Genomic DNA, 18,256 nt, shown 5'->3' with positions numbered 1-18,256 from the left:
GAGATATTTTGTGCTTTATTTGGCGCATTGTTTTTATTTTTTAGAATAAAATACTGTGATTAATACAATATAAGCAATATTTTACTTCTGGGGGTGAATGCTATGGATCAAATTGATAAGCGTATTTTAAGAGTCTTGCAAGTCGATGGAAAACTTCAAAACAATGAGTTGGCTCAGCGCATTGGACTGTCTGCCTCACCGTGTTTAAGACGAGTAAAACAACTAGAAGAAGACGGGATTATTCGGGCTTATGTGGCTTTGGTTGATCCAGCTAAGGTGAATCTACGATTGACCGTTTTTGCACGCATTTGGCTAAAAAGTCAGGATCCGCAAACGGTGAACCAATTTGTTGAATCGATTCGTGAAGTTCCTGAAGTGGTCGAGTGTCATTTAATGGCAGGGGATTGTGATTTCTTTTTACGTATTGTGGTTGCAGACTTAGATGCCTATCGACAGTTTCAAATCCATCGTCTAAATAAAATCCCCAATATACAAAGTATTAAAACAGAAATTCCGTTGCAAAATATCAAACAAACCACAGAATTGCCGATTTGGTAGCTCAAAAGTTGATAGTGAAATCGCCTATGAATCTGGCAGCATGACTCAAAGTGATAGGACTTGTACTCTAGTCATGCTACTTAGGATATTATGACTCTTCGTTTAAAAAGCCTTCTTTAATTTCTTTAGGCAGATCTGCGTGCCACCATGCATAAATACTGGCTTTAATTTCTTCATCTTCTTCAGGATCATTTAAAGGTTCATCATCTTCACGAACCAGTTCATCACCTTCAAATTTGAACCAAAACTCCCAAGGATCATCATCACCGCAACCCCATGCTTGCGCATGGATGTCTGGAAGCAAGGCTTTCAGGAAGAATAAAATCGCTTCCATGAACTCATCACCTGATGAACCATGGACAAAGTGTGCGATGGAATAACCCGCGAGGGAGTATAGTGATTCAGGACCTAAGTCAAACTCGATATTATCGACGGTATTTAAAATATCTTCGGCCAGTTCAGCGCCATGTTCTGGATTGATGTCACAGACTAAAGCCGTAAATTGACTCGCATCGCCGCGATGTTCTTGAAATAATCGGTCTAATTTTGACATGATTTGAGCATCTGCGTGCTTGTAATATAAGTTGCTGTGTATTTCCATCGAAATTTCCCCAAGTAAAAACGGTGTGATTAAAAGTATTATCGGTATAACGATGTAGTATTTATTGTTGCTGTCAAATTGAGCTGACGTATAAAAGAATGTGTCTTTTGTGCAAGCACAGGTATAATTGGAAATAAAATATAAAACAAAGTCTTATATGAATTTTTCCAATCTGTGCAGAGCACTAGGATGAGTTAATATTATTGATTCTGATACTTAGGCATTGTCTAAAGCCATGTTTTGAATGGCTCGCTCAAAATCGCTAAGAATTTATAAAGTTGTTAACGATGACATCGAAACGATAAATTAAATTTTCCGAAATTGTCTAATGCACAGCACATTGTATCGTGATAGACTAAGAGAAATCGGGTGTGCCCCGATTTTTTTATGCGGATTCGTTCCGCGCAGACAAGATTTTAGGTTTACAACATGCCCATTTCAGAGACATGGTTATTACCTGATGGTGTAGCTGATGTACTACCAGAACAGGCGCAAGTGATTGAAACTTTGCGTCGTCAAGCATTAGATTTCCTCGCAACTCGAGGTTATCAGTTGGTGTACACGCCATTCATTGAATACATCGAATCGTTATCTTCTCTTTCAGAATCGAATCAAGATTTAGACTTAGCCACTTTTAAAGTGATTGATCAGCTTTCTGGTCGTTTGCTTGGTGTGCGTGCCGATATGACACCACAAGTGGCTCGTATTGATGCGCATGTACATCCAGTGGAAGGCGTTGCTCGCTATTGCTATGCAGGAACAGTCCTACATACCAAACCACAAGGCTTTAATACCACGCGTACACCTTTGCAGTTAGGTGCTGAGCTATTTGGTTCAGACAGCATCGATGCCGATGTTGAACTGATTGATGTGATGATCAGCCTGCTTGAAAAAACAGGTTTTGCAGACGGTATCCATTTGGATTTAGGCCATGTGGGCTTATTCCGTAGTATGGTGAAAGTTGCGGGTTTAAACAAAGCGACTGAACGTCAACTCTCTGATTTATATCAACGTAAAGCTCTGCCAGAATTGGCTGAATTTACCCAAGATTTAAACTTTGGTGCTGACTTTTATACTTTAGGTCGTTATGCAAGTGACTTAGCTGCCTTGCAAACGCATTTAAGTGCAGAAGTCATTGCCGATGCAGAATTTAAGCACGCTTTTGATGCATTAAAAACTACACAATCTGAGATTCAAGCGCGTTGGCCAAATCTTCAGATGGGTATTGATGTGGTTGAGCTGCGTTCATATCACTACCATACGGGCTTAATGTATGCCGTTTATGCACCAAACCGTGCTGCGCCATTGGCACAAGGTGGGCGCTATGACGGAATTGGTGAGCACTTTGGGCGTGCACGTCCAGCAACAGGCTTTAGTTGTGACTTATATGCACTTAGTGCAGGTCGTTTTCAGCAAAACAGTCTTGTGGTTGCACCCAAAGGTACTCAAACAGATTTGATCCAAGCGATTGAACACACGCGTGCTCAAGGCATGAGCGTGATTCAACTTTTGGGGCAGGATGATTTAACTACACTTCCATATGCAACGCACCAGTTGGTGAATGTTGCAGGTCAATGGACTGTAGAACAGATTTAATCACTTCTTCAGGTAAGCTAAAACCTGAGAAGTTCTTCAATTTTAACAGCATGATGCAATGAGGCTATTATGGGCAAGAATGTTGTGGTACTCGGTACCCAATGGGGCGACGAAGGTAAAGGTAAAATCGTCGACCTGCTCACAGATCAAGCGGCTGCGGTCGTTCGTTATCAAGGCGGACATAACGCAGGTCATACACTTGTCGTTGGTGGTAAGAAAACTGTATTACACCTCATTCCATCTGGTATTTTACGTGAAAACGTACTGTGCTTAATTGGTAATGGTGTAGTGCTTTCTCCTGAAGCGCTCATCAAAGAGATGGACATTCTCGAAAAAGAAGGCGTGCCAGTTAAAGAACGTCTACGTATTTCTCCGAATTGTCCACTGATTTTGCCAAACCATATTGCACTTGACCAAGCGCGTGAAATCAAGCGTGGTAATGCGAAAATTGGTACCACTGGTCGTGGTATTGGGCCTGCCTATGAAGACAAAGTTGCACGCCGTGCAATTCGTGTTGCAGACTTGGTTCGTGGTGGCGAGCATCTTAAAGCTCAGTTAACTGAACTTCTTGAGTACCATAACTTCCAATTAACACAATTCTACGGCGTAGAAGCAGTTAAATTAGAAGATGTACTTGCGCTGTGTGATCAATGGCGTGAAGTGGTTGCACCACTTGTGATTGATGTCACTACAGAGCTGCATAATTACCGTAAAAACGGTGACAACATCATGTTTGAAGGTGCTCAAGGTTCACTTCTAGATGTTGACCATGGTACATATCCGTATGTAACGTCTTCAAACACGACTGCTGGTGGCGTAAGCTCAGGTTCTGGTTTGGGTCCATTACATCTTGACTATGTATTGGGTATTACTAAAGCATACACAACACGTGTAGGTGCAGGTCCGTTCCCAACTGAGTTGGTTTATGACGCTGCAAATGACGTAGGTGATGCTATTGGTAAGCACTTAGGGACTGTGGGTTCTGAATTTGGTGCCTCTACGGGTCGTCAACGTCGTTGTGGTTGGTTCGATGCTGAAATCCTTCGTCGTTCTGTAGACGTAAACTCACTTTCAGGTATTTGCTTAACTAAACTTGACGTTCTTGATGGTTTAGAAGAAGTGAAAATCTGTGTAGGTTACGAAGCGGCAGATTCTGGTTGTGTTGGTTCTTCTGATGCGCTTGCATTTGAAACTTTAAAACCAATTTACGAAACGATGCCAGGTTGGTCTGAGTCTACCTTTGGTGCGAAATCAATGGATCAATTGCCACAAGCAGCGATCAACTATGTAAAACGCATTGAGCAATTAATCGAATGCCCAATCGATATCATTTCTACAGGTCCAGACCGTGAAGAAACGATTGTTTTACGTCATCCATTTGACGCTTAAGCGATAAAGCATTGAATAAAAAACCCTGTCTAGTACAGGGTTTTTTTATTTGTGCAGTACATCTGTACATGAGCGTGACAGGTATTGATTTAAGCTGCTGAGCTGGAATGATTTTCCCGACTAAAGTTGCATGAATAAGCACGACATAGTGTATAAGTGCTTGTTAGAATAAAATGCACAATAAACAGATGAGCAGGCAGGATGCAAAAGAATATCGCGGGAACTATTTTTTACTCACTACTTTTTGCTATGGGTGGTGCGCCAACAATCGCGATGATGATTATTCAAGGGCAAACCACTGATCCAGACGTGATTTATAGTGCGCTCATTGGATTGTCTGTGATTATTGCTTGTATCTTGGTGCCGATCATACTGCTCCAAAATGCATTTCTGTTTGCGAAGCGTAAAAGTGCGACCCTTGAGGAAAAAATTGAACCTTTAAGCCACCTGTATTTGGGTTTAAATATCCTGTGTTTGGTTTATTGGCTTTTAATTCAGTTTATGTAAGTAGGTTTAAGGTGGTGTGTAGATATCGCTCTAGCGCGGAAATTTGGCTTATTGTACTTAATTGTGAAGATATTTTTACATAATTGCTATGATAAAACGCGGTGATGATATTTAACACTTTAAATCTATTCAATATAATTCAGCACATTATGTAAAATGCTTTGAGATGGATGGAGTTAAGCAATAATGAAAAATAAAATATTAATGAGTTTGTGTGCAGCAGGTGTGGTTACCATTTCAGGTTGTGCAACTTTTGCGGAAGTGGCAGGTGCGGACACTGCAACATTAAATGCAGCAGCAACCCAAGGCTTCAACAAAACTGTGAATGAAGCGCGAAGCACAAAGACCTTAGATACCTCATCTACGACCTATAAGCGTATTTATGGTGTATTCAATCGCTTGAAGCCATATGCCGATCAAATGAATCAAACTGGAACGAAATTTGACTGGCAGTTGGCAGTACTTAAGTCAAATCAGGTCAACGCCTATGTTGCACCTGGTGGTAAGGTGGTGTTCTACACAGGTATTGTAGATAAATTGAACCTAACGGATGCTGAAATTGCAGCGGTGATGGGACATGAGATGGTGCATGCTTTAGAAGAGCACTCGAAGAGTAAGGTTGGTGCGCAGGCATTAACGGATTTGGCCTTGGGAATTGGTCTAAGTGCAGCAGGTGTAGGTCAAACGGGTTCAGCAGCAGCGCAGCTAGGTAGTCAAATTGGTATTGGTTTGCCTTACTCACGTAGCCTAGAAAGTCGTGCAGACCAAGGTGGCTTAATGTTGATGGCGAAAGCAGGCTATAACCCTCAAGCCGCAATTAGTCTGTGGGAAAAAATGAATAAGCTTGATGGAGCAGGCGGCTCTTCATTCCTGTCGACGCACCCATCAAATAGTCAGCGTATTGAAGCAATGCGTAAGAACTTAGCCGCTGCTCAAGCGGTTTATAATCAAAGACGTTAATTTGTTTTTGAGTAAAAAAGGACGCCAAGGCGTCCTTTTTATTGTCAGTTGATGATTTTGAAAATCATAAATTATTTGTGACAGATGAAGTCGTGCTTCACCTGAACAGCTAATTAAGAAATATCTATGGCGCAGGATTAGGTTGTTGCTGATGAATAGCTTGAATACCCTGTAAAACATCTTCGGATAAATCAATCTCAAAGGCTTGAATATTTTCTTTCAACTGGTCTAAGTTGGTCGCCCCAATAATCGTACTGGTCACAAAAAATTGCTGCTTGATAAAGGCTAAAGCCAGTTGTGTCGGCGTTAAACCATGACGTTCAGCCAGTTGTGCATACTGTTCTGTTGCCCATTCACTCTCTGGGTTGCTGTAACGACTAAAGCGGCTGAAAAGTGTCACGCGAGCATTCGCTGGGCGTGCACCATTACGGAATTTACCTGTGAGATAGCCAAAAGCGAGTGGGGAGTAAGCGAGTAAACCAACGCCTTCATATTTCGCAATTTCTGACATACCAATTTCATAAGTACGGTTCAGTAGGCTGTATGGATTTTGCACACTGACAAATTTAGACATGCCGAGCTGTTCTGCAATCTGTAGAAACTTCATGGTGCCCCAAGGTGTCTCATTAGATAAGCCAATATAACGAATACGTCCTTTTTGAATCTCTGCTTCTAATGCTTGTAGTGTCTCTTGCAAAGAGGTCACGGTTTGCGTGTTTTGGGCTTCACTGTTTTCATAGCCTAATTTGCCGAAAAAGTTGGTTGGACGTTGTGGCCAGTGTAGCTGATATAAATCGATATAATCGGTCTGTAAACGCTTTAGGTTGCCATCTAGAGCCGAAGAAATGTCGCTTGCATTAAAACGAGTCTGTCCATCACGAATATGACTACCACCTTGCGACGGCCCCGCAATTTTAGAGGCTAAAAATAGCTTGTCTCGACCGCCGCGCTGGGCAATCCATTGGCCAATAATACTTTCGGTTGCACCTTGGGTTTCATGTTTTGGAGGAACAGGGTACATTTCCGCAGTGTCCCAAAAGTTAATGCCTTGCGCCAAAGCATAGTCCAGTTGCTCAAAGGCTTCAGCTTGAGTGTTTTGCTCACCAAAGGTCATGGTGCCGAGACAAATTTCAGGAACCAAAATACCTGTATCGGCTAAGGGTTTAAATTGCATTCAACATTTCCTTTTATGGACTGCGTTTTTTCGGTCGAATTAGATTACACAGTTATGCCCAGTAGGTTAAATCACTATTTTTACAAAGTTTGTCATGATTTTGTCAAAGCAGAAGCAGATTTAAAGACATAAAAAAAAGCAAATCCTAAAATTTGCTTTTGGCTGTATCAGCTATGGAGGAAAGTCTTATTCTTCGTCTTCATAGTCATCAGCATTCGCTTTTGACTCTTCTAAAGAGGCATCAAAAATTAAGATGGCTTTACCATCAGTTTCGATCATGCCTTGCTCTTCGAGTGTTTTCAAAACACGACCAACCATTTCACGTGAACAACCGACAATACGTCCAATCTCTTGACGCGTAATACGAATTTGGCGGCCATTTGGTAAAATCATCGCTTCAGGTTGCGACGATAAGTCGATTAGGCAACGTGCAATACGACCTGAAACATCGATAAATGCAAGGTCAGTCACTTTACGTGTGGTATTTTTTAGACGGCGTACCAGCTGTGCAAATACTGCATAGCTTAGGTCAGGGTATTGCTTGCTGAGTTCATGGAAGTTTTCATAAGTTACTTCAGCAATTTCGCAGACATCACGTGTACGCACTTCAGCAGTGCGTTGTGAGTTTGCTTCGAATAGCCCCATTTCCCCAAAAAAATCACCCGCATTTAAATAAGCGACCACGATTTCACGTTCATCGTCTTCACGCAGAATAATGGAGACCGAACCTTTTAAAATCAAATATAAAGATTTAGATTCTGAGCCTGCATCTACGATGGTGGTACGCTTAGGATAACGATTAATATATGCGCGTTTTAATAATGCTTTGACTGACTCGGGGAGTTGACCTGGAGACAGCGCATCAGTGCTTAATTGTGAAAAGCTTGAAGTCATGCTAACGGTTCCGAAAATGGATAAAATATAGATCGCACAGACCTAGGGTGAACTTGTCACACAGTCAGAGCTGAAATTCCTTATCAACTCAATTTATGTTAGTGTACAGTCACTTCGTCAATCTATAGCTTTTTTTAGGTACTTGCAATGCAAACAACTGTTCATTGGTTAGAGAATGTTGCTTTCGAAGCAAAAACTCAAAGTGGTCACAGTGTTATCATGGATGGATCGCCAGAATATGGTGGTGAAAACCGTGGTCCAAGACCAATGGAATTGATCCTGACGGGACTGGGTGGTTGCGCCTCTTTTGACATCGTAACCATACTTAAAAAATCACGCCAAGAAATTACCAATGTACGCTGTGAACTCAAGGCAGAGCGGGCAGATAGCATCCCTGCAGTGTTCACAAAAATCCACTTACATTTCGTGATTACGGGTCATGCGGTGAAGGAAAAACAAGTCGCAAAAGCTGTGGAATTATCGGCAGAAAAGTACTGTTCTGCGAGTAAAATGTTGATGGATGGTGGGGTTGAAATCACCCATGATTTTGAGATTATTGAAGCAAATTAAACGCTGACTTTTAAGTCATTTGGGGCTGATCTGGTGATCGGCCTTTTTCATGCTTCACGCTTTTGTTTTGATTCCGTAAACTGGGGCACAATTCATCACACGAATAAATAGAAAAATGCGTTGCTTGTTTGATTAATAATTGATCAAGTGATTTTAGTTGTCACTGATTGATAGGTCGTTGTGGTTTTTAATACATAAATAATCTAGGTTGACGCTTGAAAATAAGACGGAGAAGACCCATCTTACAACCGAGTCTTATGAGTTTATTATTAAGATAAGCTAATGAAAAATAACTTAAAATGTAGAAAAATTAATTAAATTTGAATTGAATTTTGAGCAATTGTTCCCATATATCCATCAAGTTCGAAATTTGTTGTGAGGAAAACAAGAATGCGATTTGAAAAATTCACAAACCGCTTACAGCAAGCTCTCTCAGATGCTCAATCACTTGCAGTGGGGAAAGACCATACCGCAATTGAAGGTATTCATATTTTATCAACATTGTTAGATGAAACCTCCAATCTGAGTTTGTTGCAACAAGCGGGTGCCAATTTACCTGCTTTACAAAGTAAATTAAAACAAGCGCTAGCTGATGCACCAACACTGACGAATCCTACAGGGGACGTCAACTTAAGTTCAGAGGCAGTCAAAGCGCTGAATTTGGCAGATAGTTTTGCTCAAAAAGCAGGCGATGAGTTTTTGTCTACCGATTGGGTGATGCAAGCCTTGGCCGAAGTGGGGGCAACTAAAACGCTACTCAACAGTGTGGGCGTGCAAGCAGAAAGCTTACGCAAAGTCATTTTAAAAATTCGAGGTGATGAGAAAGTCATGAGCAACAATCATGAAGATCAACGTGATTCTCTAAATAAATACACCATTGATTTAACAGAACGCGCACTTGCAGGTAAGTTAGATCCTGTGATTGGGCGTGATGATGAAATTCGTCGTACCATTCAAGTTTTGTCGCGTCGTACCAAAAATAACCCCGTGTTGATTGGTGAACCAGGGGTGGGTAAAACAGCCATTGTTGAGGGCTTAGCACAGCGGATTATTAACCGCGAAGTGCCTGAAAGCCTACAAGGTAAACGTGTTTTATCCTTAGATTTGGGTTCATTGCTTGCAGGTGCTAAATATCGTGGCGAGTTTGAAGAGCGCTTAAAAGCAGTACTGAAAGATTTGTCTAAACAAGATGGTGAAGTCATTTTGTTCATCGATGAATTACACACGCTGGTGGGCGCAGGTAAAGGCGATGGTGCGATGGATGCAGGCAATATGTTGAAACCTGCTCTGGCACGTGGTGAGTTACGCTGTGTTGGTGCAACCACATTAGATGAATATCGCCAATTCATTGAAAAAGATGCTGCACTAGAGCGTCGTTTCCAAAAAGTGTTGGTCGATGAGCCAAGTGTGGAAGACACCATTGCGATTTTACGTGGTTTGAAAGAGCGCTATGAAGTACACCATGGTGTGAAAATTTTAGACTCTGCCATCATTGCAGCAGCGAAAATGTCGCATCGTTACATCACCGACCGTCAATTGCCTGATAAAGCGATTGATTTAATTGATGAAGCGGCTTCTCGTATCAAAATGGAGCTGGACTCTAAGCCAGAAGCTTTGGATAAACTTGAACGTCGTTTGATTCAATTGAAACTGCAACTTGAAGCAGTGAAAAAAGATGAAGATGCAGGTAGTCGTGCTGAAGTCGCCCATCTTGAAAAGCAAATTAGCGAAGTTCAACACGAATACAATGATTTAGAAGAAGTTTGGAAAGCTGAAAAAACCTTAGTCGAAGGCACCAAACAAGTTCAAGCTGAATTGGATCAGGCTCGTATTGCGCTGCAAAAAGCACAACGTGAAAATGACTTGGGCGAAATGTCGCGTCTTCAGTATGGTGTGATTCCAGAGCTGGAAAAACGTCTCAATGAAGAAGAAGTCGTTGAGGAAAAAGAAGAGCCAAAACTACTGCGTAACAAAGTCACTGACAATGAAATTGCAGAAGTTGTCAGTGCAGCAACGGGTATTCCAGTGGCTAAAATGATGCAAGGTGAACGTGAGAAACTTCTCCATATGGAAGAGTTCTTACATAACCGTGTCGTTGGGCAGGATGATGCTGTAGTTGCAGTATCCAATGCGGTTCGTCGTTCGCGTGCGGGCTTGTCTGATCCGAACCGACCAAGCGGCTCGTTTTTATTCTTGGGTCCAACTGGTGTTGGTAAAACAGAGTTGACCAAAGCACTGGCAAACTTCTTGTTTGATAGTGACGATGCCATGATTCGTATCGACATGTCCGAGTTTATGGAAAAACACTCTGTCAGCCGTTTGGTGGGTGCACCTCCTGGTTATGTTGGCTACGAAGAAGGTGGTGTATTAACCGAAGCTGTACGTCGTAAACCGTATAGTGTCGTGCTATTCGATGAAGTGGAAAAAGCACATCCTGATGTGTTTAACATCTTGCTCCAAGTATTGGATGATGGTCGTCTAACGGATTCACAAGGTCGCGTGGTTGACTTTAAAAATACCGTGATCGTCATGACATCGAACTTAGGTTCGAGTGATGTGCGTGAGTTGGGTGATAATCCTTTGGAGGAAGAAGTGCGAGCAGTGGTGATGAATGCTGTGACGCAACATTTCCGTCCAGAGTTTATCAACCGTATTGATGAGTTAGTGGTTTTCCATTCACTCAAAAAAACGCAAATTCGTGGTATTGCCGATATCCAATTGGATCGTTTACGTGATCGTTTGGTTGAAAAAGATATGCGCTTAACGGTGGATGATCAAGCCTTTGACTTATTGATTGACGCTGGTTTTGACCCTGTTTACGGTGCTCGCCCATTGAAACGTGCCATCCAACAACAGGTTGAAAACAACCTAGCGCAAAAAATATTGTCTGGTTACTATGTGGCTGGAGACAATATTATGATCACTGCACATGATGGTCAGTTGAGCTTTGATAAAGTGAAAATGAGTTAATCATTTAAACGATGCATTGAAACTAAAAAACCCAGCTTCGGCTGGGTTTTTTATTGCGTGATAGAAATGTTAAAAGATGACACTTTTAAGCAAAAATGTGACGTAAGTTTTCACATTTATGTGATGGGTATTGCATCTAAGTGATTTATTTGCAAAACAATTATCTTTATTTGACGATTCTCTTTATAATTTATTTTAATAAAAAACAAACAATTTGAGATAGAAGAAATGACTCAATTGAAGTGGGGTATTGGAGGCGTACTTACGCTTGCTGTGGTCGCAGTAGGGGGTAATCTTTATGCAGATAAAAGTTTGAAGGCTTATTATCAACACAGCACCAAACAGTCGAATGATTTAAAGTTACAATATCAACAATTTCACATGGGGGCTTTAAATGGCAGTGCGAACTGGACCGCTGAATTAGTACTAGACCCATGTAAACCGAAAGAAGTGATCCAATTGAAGGGGCAGGATCATATTCAACGGAGTTGGAATGGATATGCGATTCGTTCAGATATTAATATTACGCAAGCACCTAGCGCACTTCAGTCTTTGTTGAAGGAACCACTTAAAGTACAAAGCAAAGTGAATTGGTTGGGTACTTTGAATAGTACCTTGACTACGCCAGTGATTACCCGCAATGAGGCTCAACTCCAGTCTAGATTAGACCCGATGACATTAAAGTTTCGGGCAAAACCGATCGAACAGCAGTTAAAGATACTGGATTTACAGCTTGAAATTCCGAATCTCACAGTCACCGATCCAAATATACATTTGCAAATGGTGGGGCTAAAGCTAGAAAGTAACCAAGGGCTGAATGGTGAGTATCTTGAGGCGGGTGAAACCAAAATTAAGATGGATCTACTGAAAATGTCAGATCGAGATATCAATAAACCTACCAATGCCGAACTAAAGAATTTTAGTATAGAAACGCAAAGTGAACTGACAGACCGAGTTGTAAACACTGAAATGTTATTGCGTCTAGATGAAATGAAAATGCCTTCAGCGCCCGCTGTTCAAAACGTACAGTTTAATTTTAATGTACTCGATATAAACCGACAAAAATTGCAGACGCTGTTTGATATTTTGGCGAAAAGTGAAAACAGTTGTTTGGCAAAAGAGGCTGTGGAAAAAGATATGGAGCCTGCTTTGTTGGCAGTGATCAATGAAGGTTTCCGTTTTGAATCCAAAGAGAACCAATTTGCTATTGGGGACGGTGTTGCGCAGGCGAATGTGACGGGGCGTATTATGCCGAGTCATCAATCGACGCTGATGGGTATGGTGAAAATGATGCCAAGTTTAATGGAATACAAAGCAGATGTTCAGTTTGATAAAAATATGATCTCGCGCATCATGAATAATTATCTGCAAAAAGGAGGCATCAGCATGTCTGATCAAGAGATCGAAACCATGCTTTCGACGATGCAGAGTTCAGGGCAGGTGAAACGTGAAGGGAATGTCATGAAAATGTCAGTTGATTACAAATATGGGCAAACCAATTTCCTGACTGAATAATGCAAAAGATGATGATCTAACATAATAAAAGGGACGTATTTCGTCCCTTTTATTATATCTGAACATTGTCTAATGCAAAATTTAGTGAAGATGAAAGACCTGCTGGTATTTCATCTTCAGTGCATTAGTTTTTTGGGTGGGTGATTTTCCACGCACGGTGGATTTTTTGATTGCGCTTGAAGTCAGGCCCAATAGTTTCATTGGTAATTTCTTCGACATCAAAGAACGCCAAAATTTCTTCGTCCATTTCAAAACCACGGTAGTTGTTCGAGAAGTACAAGGTACCATCCGTGGTTAAACGGTTCATTGCACGTTTAAGCAATGATAAATGGTCGCGTTGTACGTCAAAGGTACCGTAGAATTTCTTCGAGTTTGAGAAGGTTGGTGGGTCAATAAAGATCAGCTCATACTGTTCATGACCTTCTTTTAACCACTCAAAACAGTCGCTTGCAAAGAATTGATGTTGTTCATCAGCATGATCGACTGTTAAGCCGTTCAAGACGAAGTTCTCTTTAGACCAGTTCAAATAAGTATTTGAAAGATCGACGCTGGTGGTACTTGCTGCACCGCCTAAAGCTGCATGTAAGCTGGCTGTAGAGGTATAGCTATACAAATTCAAGAAGTGCTTACCACGCGCTTCTTGTGCGATGCGTAGACGGATTTGACGGTGGTCTAAGAACAAGCCAGTATCTAAGTAATCGGTTAGATTGACTAAAATTTTCGCTTTGCCTTCCTGCACGATAAAACGCTTAGAAGCAGTACTTTGCTTGGTATATTGAGTTTTCCCTTCTTGGCGAGCACGTGTTTTGATAAAGATCGCATCACGGCCTAAACCTGTTACAGCACGAATCGCCTGTAAAGCAAGATTGAAACGTTTCTTGGCTTTTTCAGGATCGATTTTTTTCGGTGGTGCATATTCTTGGACGTGTAAACGTTCACCATACAAATCGACTGCGACGTTAAAGTCAGGAAGATCGGCATCATATAAACGTAAACAGTGAATGTTTTCTTTTACCGCCCATTTCTTTAAGGTCTGCATGTTTTTTTGTAAACGGTTAGCAAAGTCTTCAGCGCCTTCAATTGCTTCAAACTGTTGCGGTTGCCATGTTTCCAAGAACGGCTTGATCACTGCAACAGGTTTAACTGAACCTGAACGCACGTAAATTGGCAGTTTACCATTCATCAAACGCATGGTTTGCGGGTCATTCAGCGCCAATACATCGGCTTGCTCAACGGCTGCTGCGATGACCGCTGCGGTCTGATTTGGGAAGTTCTTTTGCAGTAAAGCAGATAAGCCTAAATATAAAGCACGGTTTGAAGCTTTATCACCTAAACGCTCACCATAAGGTGGGTTGGTCACAATAAAGGCTGTTTTTCCTTCGGCTTCAAAGTTCGGCCAGTCGGCTAAAGTCCGTTCTTCGATTTGGATCTGGTCAAGTACACGTTCAAAACCAGCAGCAATAATATTTTGCTTGGTGGCTTTTACTGCTTCCCAGTCTGCATCAAATGCGTAGAACTTAGGAAGAGGTTGTTCCAAGGCTGTTTGATGACGTTCAGCAGCTTCTGCTTTAATGCTCATCCACAGATCATGATCATGGCCATTCCAGCCATTGAAACCAAAACGACGAACTAAACCAGGTGCGCGGTCAGTCAGCATCATCAATGCTTCAATAATGAACGTCCCTGAACCACACATTGGGTCAAGGAAAATATCGGGTCTGTTTGCAAGGAGCTTGGCTTTTTGTAAAATTGCAGCGGCTAAGTTTTCTTTAATTGGGGCATCGGTCATATAACGACGGTAGCCACGTTTATGCAATGAATCACCAGATAAGTCTAAACAGTAGGTGTGTTCAGTTTTTCCTGCGAGTGCATAAATGGTAATTTCAGGTTGCTTAATATCAATACTTGGACGCTTACCGACAGCTTCCATGAATGAATCGACGATACCGTCTTTTACACGTAAAGTTGCAAACTGGCTGTTCACCTTAATTTCACGTTCAATATGTAAACGAACGGCAAAGGTACTTTGTGGTGCAAAAATCAGCGACCAATCAAAGTTCATTGCACCTTCGTAGAGCTCTTCAGCAACATCACGTGCGTCATGGCTAAATTCCAGCTCATGGACATGAATTGGTGTGAGTACACGCGACGCAAGACGCGACCACATACAAATGCGATAGGCATGTTCCAGTGTACCTTTGAAAACTAAACGCCCAGGAAAACGTTCAATGTTTTGAACACCTAAACCTTCTAATTCTTCTTGGAGTAAGGTTTCTAAGCCATCGGCACACGTAACCCAATAGCTGCTTAAACGCGAAGCGGTTTTCATAAATTTGAGAGACCAAAATAAAACAAAATAAACTCGCTAAAGTTTAACGTATTTTGCCTCTGAATGGTTTTTTAAATATGCTTCTACTCAGCGGAAATATCAAAATAAATGAATCACCATGTGAACAATAACGTTTTTGGTACGTATTTTGCTAAATCCTTGCAAGTTTAATTTGCTGACTGATTTCTGATAGATCGTTAGTAAATATTTTTCACTTGAAAGGGGATGAATATGTCGACCAAGTTAGATCGCGGTGTTGTAAGTCATGCTGATGCTTTTTCAATTGCAACTTTACTTTATGCACGTCTGCGGCGTGTATCGGGGCGTGTAATTGATGTGATGTATTTGGTGGAAAACCCAAGTTATGCACGTCAAATGGCAGAGCTTGCTTTAAGTACAGAAGATGCTGAACTGATTCGATTGGTGAGTCGTTTAGACAGTGTCATGGATGTTTTTAACTATGAAGAAACAGCCGTGATCGAAAAACCTAAACAGGTCGACACGACACGATATGAGTTGGAAGCCACTGAAGAAGAAATCTACCGTGCCCAAGTGTCACATCACTATATTGGCGCTTTACGATAAGAATCGCTGAAGTTGGATCGCTCTCGCAAGAGAGCTTTTTTAAATGTCCGCTTGGGATAAATAAGATAAGAAACTCTATAGAATTGATATTTATAGCAATTTGATGGACTCAGAATTTAGCTAATTTAGCCTTTGATGGTTTAATTTAACTGGTTGAAATAATAGATAAGAATTTCATAATCTTAGTTTTGAAGCCGATGATAATTAAGGCAATTGTTTTAAACTGAGGTCCAAATCAAAAAGAAAATCTGTATAATGCGTTAACTTAACGTACAAGGAATCTCTCATGCACTTGGCAGCATTGCATACTCCGAGTCAGATTCAGCTCAACCAAGATGGTCATCTCAAACACTTCCTCACCATCGAAGGTCTTTCTAAAGAAACTCTTACAAAAATATTGGACACCGCGCAGTCCTTTTTTAATGAACAAAATCAGCTGATTACCAACAACCTCTTAGAAGGTCGAACGGTAATGAACCTTTTCTTTGAAAACTCAACCCGTACTCGTACCACTTTTGAAGCAGCGGCAAAACGTCTTTCTGCAAATGTATTAAATATTGATATCGCACGTTCAAGTACTTCCAAAGGGGAGACGCTCAGAGACACTTTGTGGAACTTAGAAGCGATGGCTGCGGATATTTTTGTAGTACGTCATTCTTCGTCGGGTGCGGCACATTTTATTGCCCAAACCGTTTGTCCGCATGTCGCAATTATCAATGCAGGTGATGGCCGTCATGCGCATCCAACACAAGCTATGTTGGACATGCTGACCATTCGCCGTGAAACCAAAAAGAAATTTGAAGATATTTCAATTGCCATCATTGGTGATATTAAACACTCACGCGTGGCGCGTTCAGATGTTGCTGCATTACAAACACTCGGCTGTAAAGACATTCGTGTAATTGCACCGAACACACTGCTGCCATATGGTTTTGATGAATATGGTGAAGGTGTGCGTTTATTTAATAACATGGAAGCAGGGATTCAAGACTGCGACGTGATTATTACCTTACGCATTCAAAATGAACGTATTGATTCGCCTGCGCTGTCATCTCAAGCTGAATTCTACAAAATGTACGGTTTAAACAAAGAACGTCTTGCGATGGCAAAACCTGATTGCATCGTAATGCATCCGGGGCCTATGAACCGTGGTGTAGAGATTGATTCCAGTATTGCCGATGGTCCACAGTCTGTGATTTTAAATCAGGTGACCAACGGGATTGCTGTACGTATGGCAGTTTTGGCGCTTGCAATGCAAGGTCAACTGCAAGAGCAAGGTTTGTTAGATGCGATTGCTGGATAAGGAATAAGTCATGACTGTTGTAAAAATTGAAAATGTACGTGTTCTTGACCCAATTCATCAAACAGATGCGGTTCAAACAGTGTATATCGAGAATGGCAAGCTGGTTGCTGAAACAGCTAATGTCACTGAAACAATTGATGGTCAAAGCAAGTGGTTAATGCCAACCATGGTGGACTTATGTGCACGCCTACGTGAACCAGGTCAGCAACAGCACGGGACATTAAAATCAGAAGGTCGTGCTGCGCGTGAAAATGGTATTTTGCATGTATTTACACCGCCAGACTCAAAACCGATTGTGCAAGACAATGGTGCTTTGATTCATGGTTTGATGGAAAAAGCGATGTTGGATGGCGGCATTTATCTTGAAGTGATTGGTGCTCAAACCCAAGGCTTACAAGGTAAGCAACCTGCAAATATGGCGGGTCTTAAAAAGGGTGGTTGTACAGCTGTTTCAAATGCCAGTGCGCCTTTTGCAGATGACGATGTGGTGCTGCGCACTTTAGAATACGCAGCAGGCCTTGGTATGACGGTGGTGTTTTATGCCGAAGAACCGCAAATTGCCAAAGATGGCTGTGTCCATGAGGGCTTTGTGGCATCGCGTCAGGGCTTACCAACCATCCCTGCGATTGCCGAAACCATTGCGATTGCCAAGTATTTGCTAATGATTGAAGCGACGGGTGTTCGTGCTCACTTTGGCTTATTGTCTACAGGTGCTTCTGTCGATTTGATCAAAATCGCTAAAGATAAAGGCCTGCCAGTCACATGCGATGTAGCAATGCATCAGTTGCATTTAACAGATCAGCTGATTGATGGCTTCAACTCACTTGCACATGTCCGTCCACCACTACGTGCTGAGTCGGATAAAGAGCTCCTTCGCCAAGGTGTGAAAAGTGGCGTGATCGATGCGATTTGTACGCATCATGAACCGCTGAGCAGCTCTGCAAAGCTAGCACCATTTGCTGAAACACAGCCAGGCATTACCGCTTTTGATACCTATGTAGCTTTTGGTGTGCAATTGGTGCGCGAAGGTTTGTTCAGTCCTTTGGAATGGGTCGAAAAAGTCACGATTGCACCAGCCACGGTAGCCAATATGCTTGAACGTTGGTCTGCTGAAGCTGGCTGGGTGTTGATTGATCCTGAGTTAGACTGGATTGTGAATAAAGACAATATTTTGTCGCAAGGTAAAAATACACCTTTGATCAATCAAGTGGTGAAAGGAAAAGTAGAAAGGATATTTATTATTTAGTTTTAATAAAAAATCTTTTTATGAAAAGTAAATGAGCTGGTGTTTTATCAGCTTTTTTA

The 18,256-nt window shown here is 41.6% G+C and carries 15 protein-coding genes; 11 read left to right on the top strand and 4 right to left on the bottom strand.

Features of this window, described 5'->3' with window-relative positions; translation table 11 throughout:
* Positions 1 to 102 precede the first annotated feature (102 nt).
* Entirely contained in the window at positions 103 to 558 is a 456-nt protein-coding gene (locus HUK62_RS12045) for an Lrp/AsnC family transcriptional regulator (protein ID WP_176537982.1), read from the top strand.
* 88 nt (positions 559 to 646) lie between these two features.
* Here the strand turns inward: HUK62_RS12045 and HUK62_RS12040 are convergent, their stop codons facing one another.
* A complete protein-coding gene (locus tag HUK62_RS12040) occupies positions 647 to 1,159 on the bottom strand; it encodes a hypothetical protein (protein ID WP_176537981.1) in 513 nt (170 codons plus the stop codon).
* Between the two features lie 429 nt (positions 1,160 to 1,588).
* Here HUK62_RS12040 and HUK62_RS12035 point away from each other — a divergent pair, with 429 nt between their 5' ends.
* The 4 genes from HUK62_RS12035 to HUK62_RS12020 all read left to right on the top strand — a co-directional run bounded on the left by HUK62_RS12035 (position 1,589) and on the right by HUK62_RS12020 (position 5,611).
* Positions 1,589 to 2,755 (top strand): ATP phosphoribosyltransferase regulatory subunit, encoded by a 1,167-nt coding sequence (locus HUK62_RS12035; RefSeq protein WP_078388960.1) that lies wholly within the window; start codon positions 1,589 to 1,591, stop codon positions 2,753 to 2,755.
* A 69-nt stretch (positions 2,756 to 2,824) separates the two neighbouring features.
* The gene (locus HUK62_RS12030) at positions 2,825 to 4,144 is read left to right on the top strand and encodes an adenylosuccinate synthase (RefSeq protein WP_004696178.1); all 1,320 of its coding nucleotides are present in this window, start codon (positions 2,825 to 2,827) and stop codon (positions 4,142 to 4,144) included.
* A gap of 201 nt (positions 4,145 to 4,345) precedes the next feature.
* The gene (locus HUK62_RS12025; RefSeq protein ID WP_004696180.1) at positions 4,346 to 4,651 is read left to right on the top strand and encodes a hypothetical protein; all 306 of its coding nucleotides are present in this window, start codon (positions 4,346 to 4,348) and stop codon (positions 4,649 to 4,651) included.
* 186 nt (positions 4,652 to 4,837) lie between these two features.
* Positions 4,838 to 5,611, top strand: a complete 774-nt coding sequence (locus tag HUK62_RS12020) for a M48 family metallopeptidase (protein WP_176537980.1) — start codon at positions 4,838 to 4,840, stop codon at positions 5,609 to 5,611.
* A 124-nt stretch (positions 5,612 to 5,735) separates the two neighbouring features.
* On the opposite strand, the gene HUK62_RS12015 is transcribed toward HUK62_RS12020, so the two are convergent.
* Positions 5,736 to 6,785 (bottom strand): NADP(H)-dependent aldo-keto reductase, encoded by a 1,050-nt coding sequence (locus HUK62_RS12015; RefSeq protein WP_176537979.1) that lies wholly within the window; start codon positions 6,783 to 6,785, stop codon positions 5,736 to 5,738.
* Between the two features lie 186 nt (positions 6,786 to 6,971).
* Positions 6,972 to 7,679 carry a cAMP-activated global transcriptional regulator CRP gene (crp, locus tag HUK62_RS12010; RefSeq protein ID WP_004696183.1) on the bottom strand — a complete coding sequence of 236 codons (708 nt, stop codon included), beginning with the start codon at positions 7,677 to 7,679 and terminating at the stop codon, positions 6,972 to 6,974.
* Between the two features lie 147 nt (positions 7,680 to 7,826).
* On the opposite strand from crp, the gene HUK62_RS12005 reads away from it, so the two are divergent.
* The 3 genes from HUK62_RS12005 (at position 7,827) to HUK62_RS11995 (ending at position 12,734) form a co-directional block, all read left to right on the top strand.
* Positions 7,827 to 8,249, top strand: a complete 423-nt coding sequence (locus HUK62_RS12005) for an OsmC family protein (RefSeq protein WP_125281299.1) — start codon at positions 7,827 to 7,829, stop codon at positions 8,247 to 8,249.
* Positions 8,250 to 8,639: 390 nt separating this feature from the next.
* Entirely contained in the window at positions 8,640 to 11,219 is a 2,580-nt protein-coding gene (clpB, locus tag HUK62_RS12000) for an ATP-dependent chaperone ClpB (protein WP_176537978.1), read from the top strand.
* Between the two features lie 228 nt (positions 11,220 to 11,447).
* A complete protein-coding gene (locus HUK62_RS11995) occupies positions 11,448 to 12,734 on the top strand; it encodes a DUF945 family protein (protein WP_176537977.1) in 1,287 nt (428 codons plus the stop codon).
* Between the two features lie 124 nt (positions 12,735 to 12,858).
* Here the strand turns inward: HUK62_RS11995 and rlmKL are convergent, their stop codons facing one another.
* Positions 12,859 to 15,063 carry a bifunctional 23S rRNA (guanine(2069)-N(7))-methyltransferase RlmK/23S rRNA (guanine(2445)-N(2))-methyltransferase RlmL gene (rlmKL, locus tag HUK62_RS11990; RefSeq protein ID WP_176537976.1) on the bottom strand — a complete coding sequence of 735 codons (2,205 nt, stop codon included), beginning with the start codon at positions 15,061 to 15,063 and terminating at the stop codon, positions 12,859 to 12,861.
* A gap of 231 nt (positions 15,064 to 15,294) precedes the next feature.
* On the opposite strand from rlmKL, the gene HUK62_RS11985 reads away from it, so the two are divergent.
* The 3 genes from HUK62_RS11985 (at position 15,295) to HUK62_RS11975 (ending at position 18,197) form a co-directional block, all read left to right on the top strand.
* On the top strand, positions 15,295 to 15,648 hold the full coding sequence (locus HUK62_RS11985) for a hypothetical protein (protein ID WP_176537975.1): 354 nt from the start codon (positions 15,295 to 15,297) through the stop codon (positions 15,646 to 15,648).
* Between the two features lie 286 nt (positions 15,649 to 15,934).
* Positions 15,935 to 16,951 carry an aspartate carbamoyltransferase catalytic subunit gene (locus tag HUK62_RS11980; RefSeq protein ID WP_176537974.1) on the top strand — a complete coding sequence of 339 codons (1,017 nt, stop codon included), beginning with the start codon at positions 15,935 to 15,937 and terminating at the stop codon, positions 16,949 to 16,951.
* 10 nt (positions 16,952 to 16,961) lie between these two features.
* Positions 16,962 to 18,197, top strand: coding sequence for a dihydroorotase (locus tag HUK62_RS11975; protein WP_176537973.1), 1,236 nt, complete (start codon positions 16,962 to 16,964; stop codon positions 18,195 to 18,197).
* Positions 18,198 to 18,256: the final 59 nt, after the last annotated feature.

The organism is Acinetobacter sp. NEB 394 (genome assembly GCF_013374795.1).
Classification (GTDB): domain Bacteria; phylum Pseudomonadota; class Gammaproteobacteria; order Pseudomonadales; family Moraxellaceae; genus Acinetobacter; species Acinetobacter johnsonii.
Note: the sequence above shows the minus strand (reverse complement) of the source record. Positions and strands in the feature narration are given on the sequence as shown.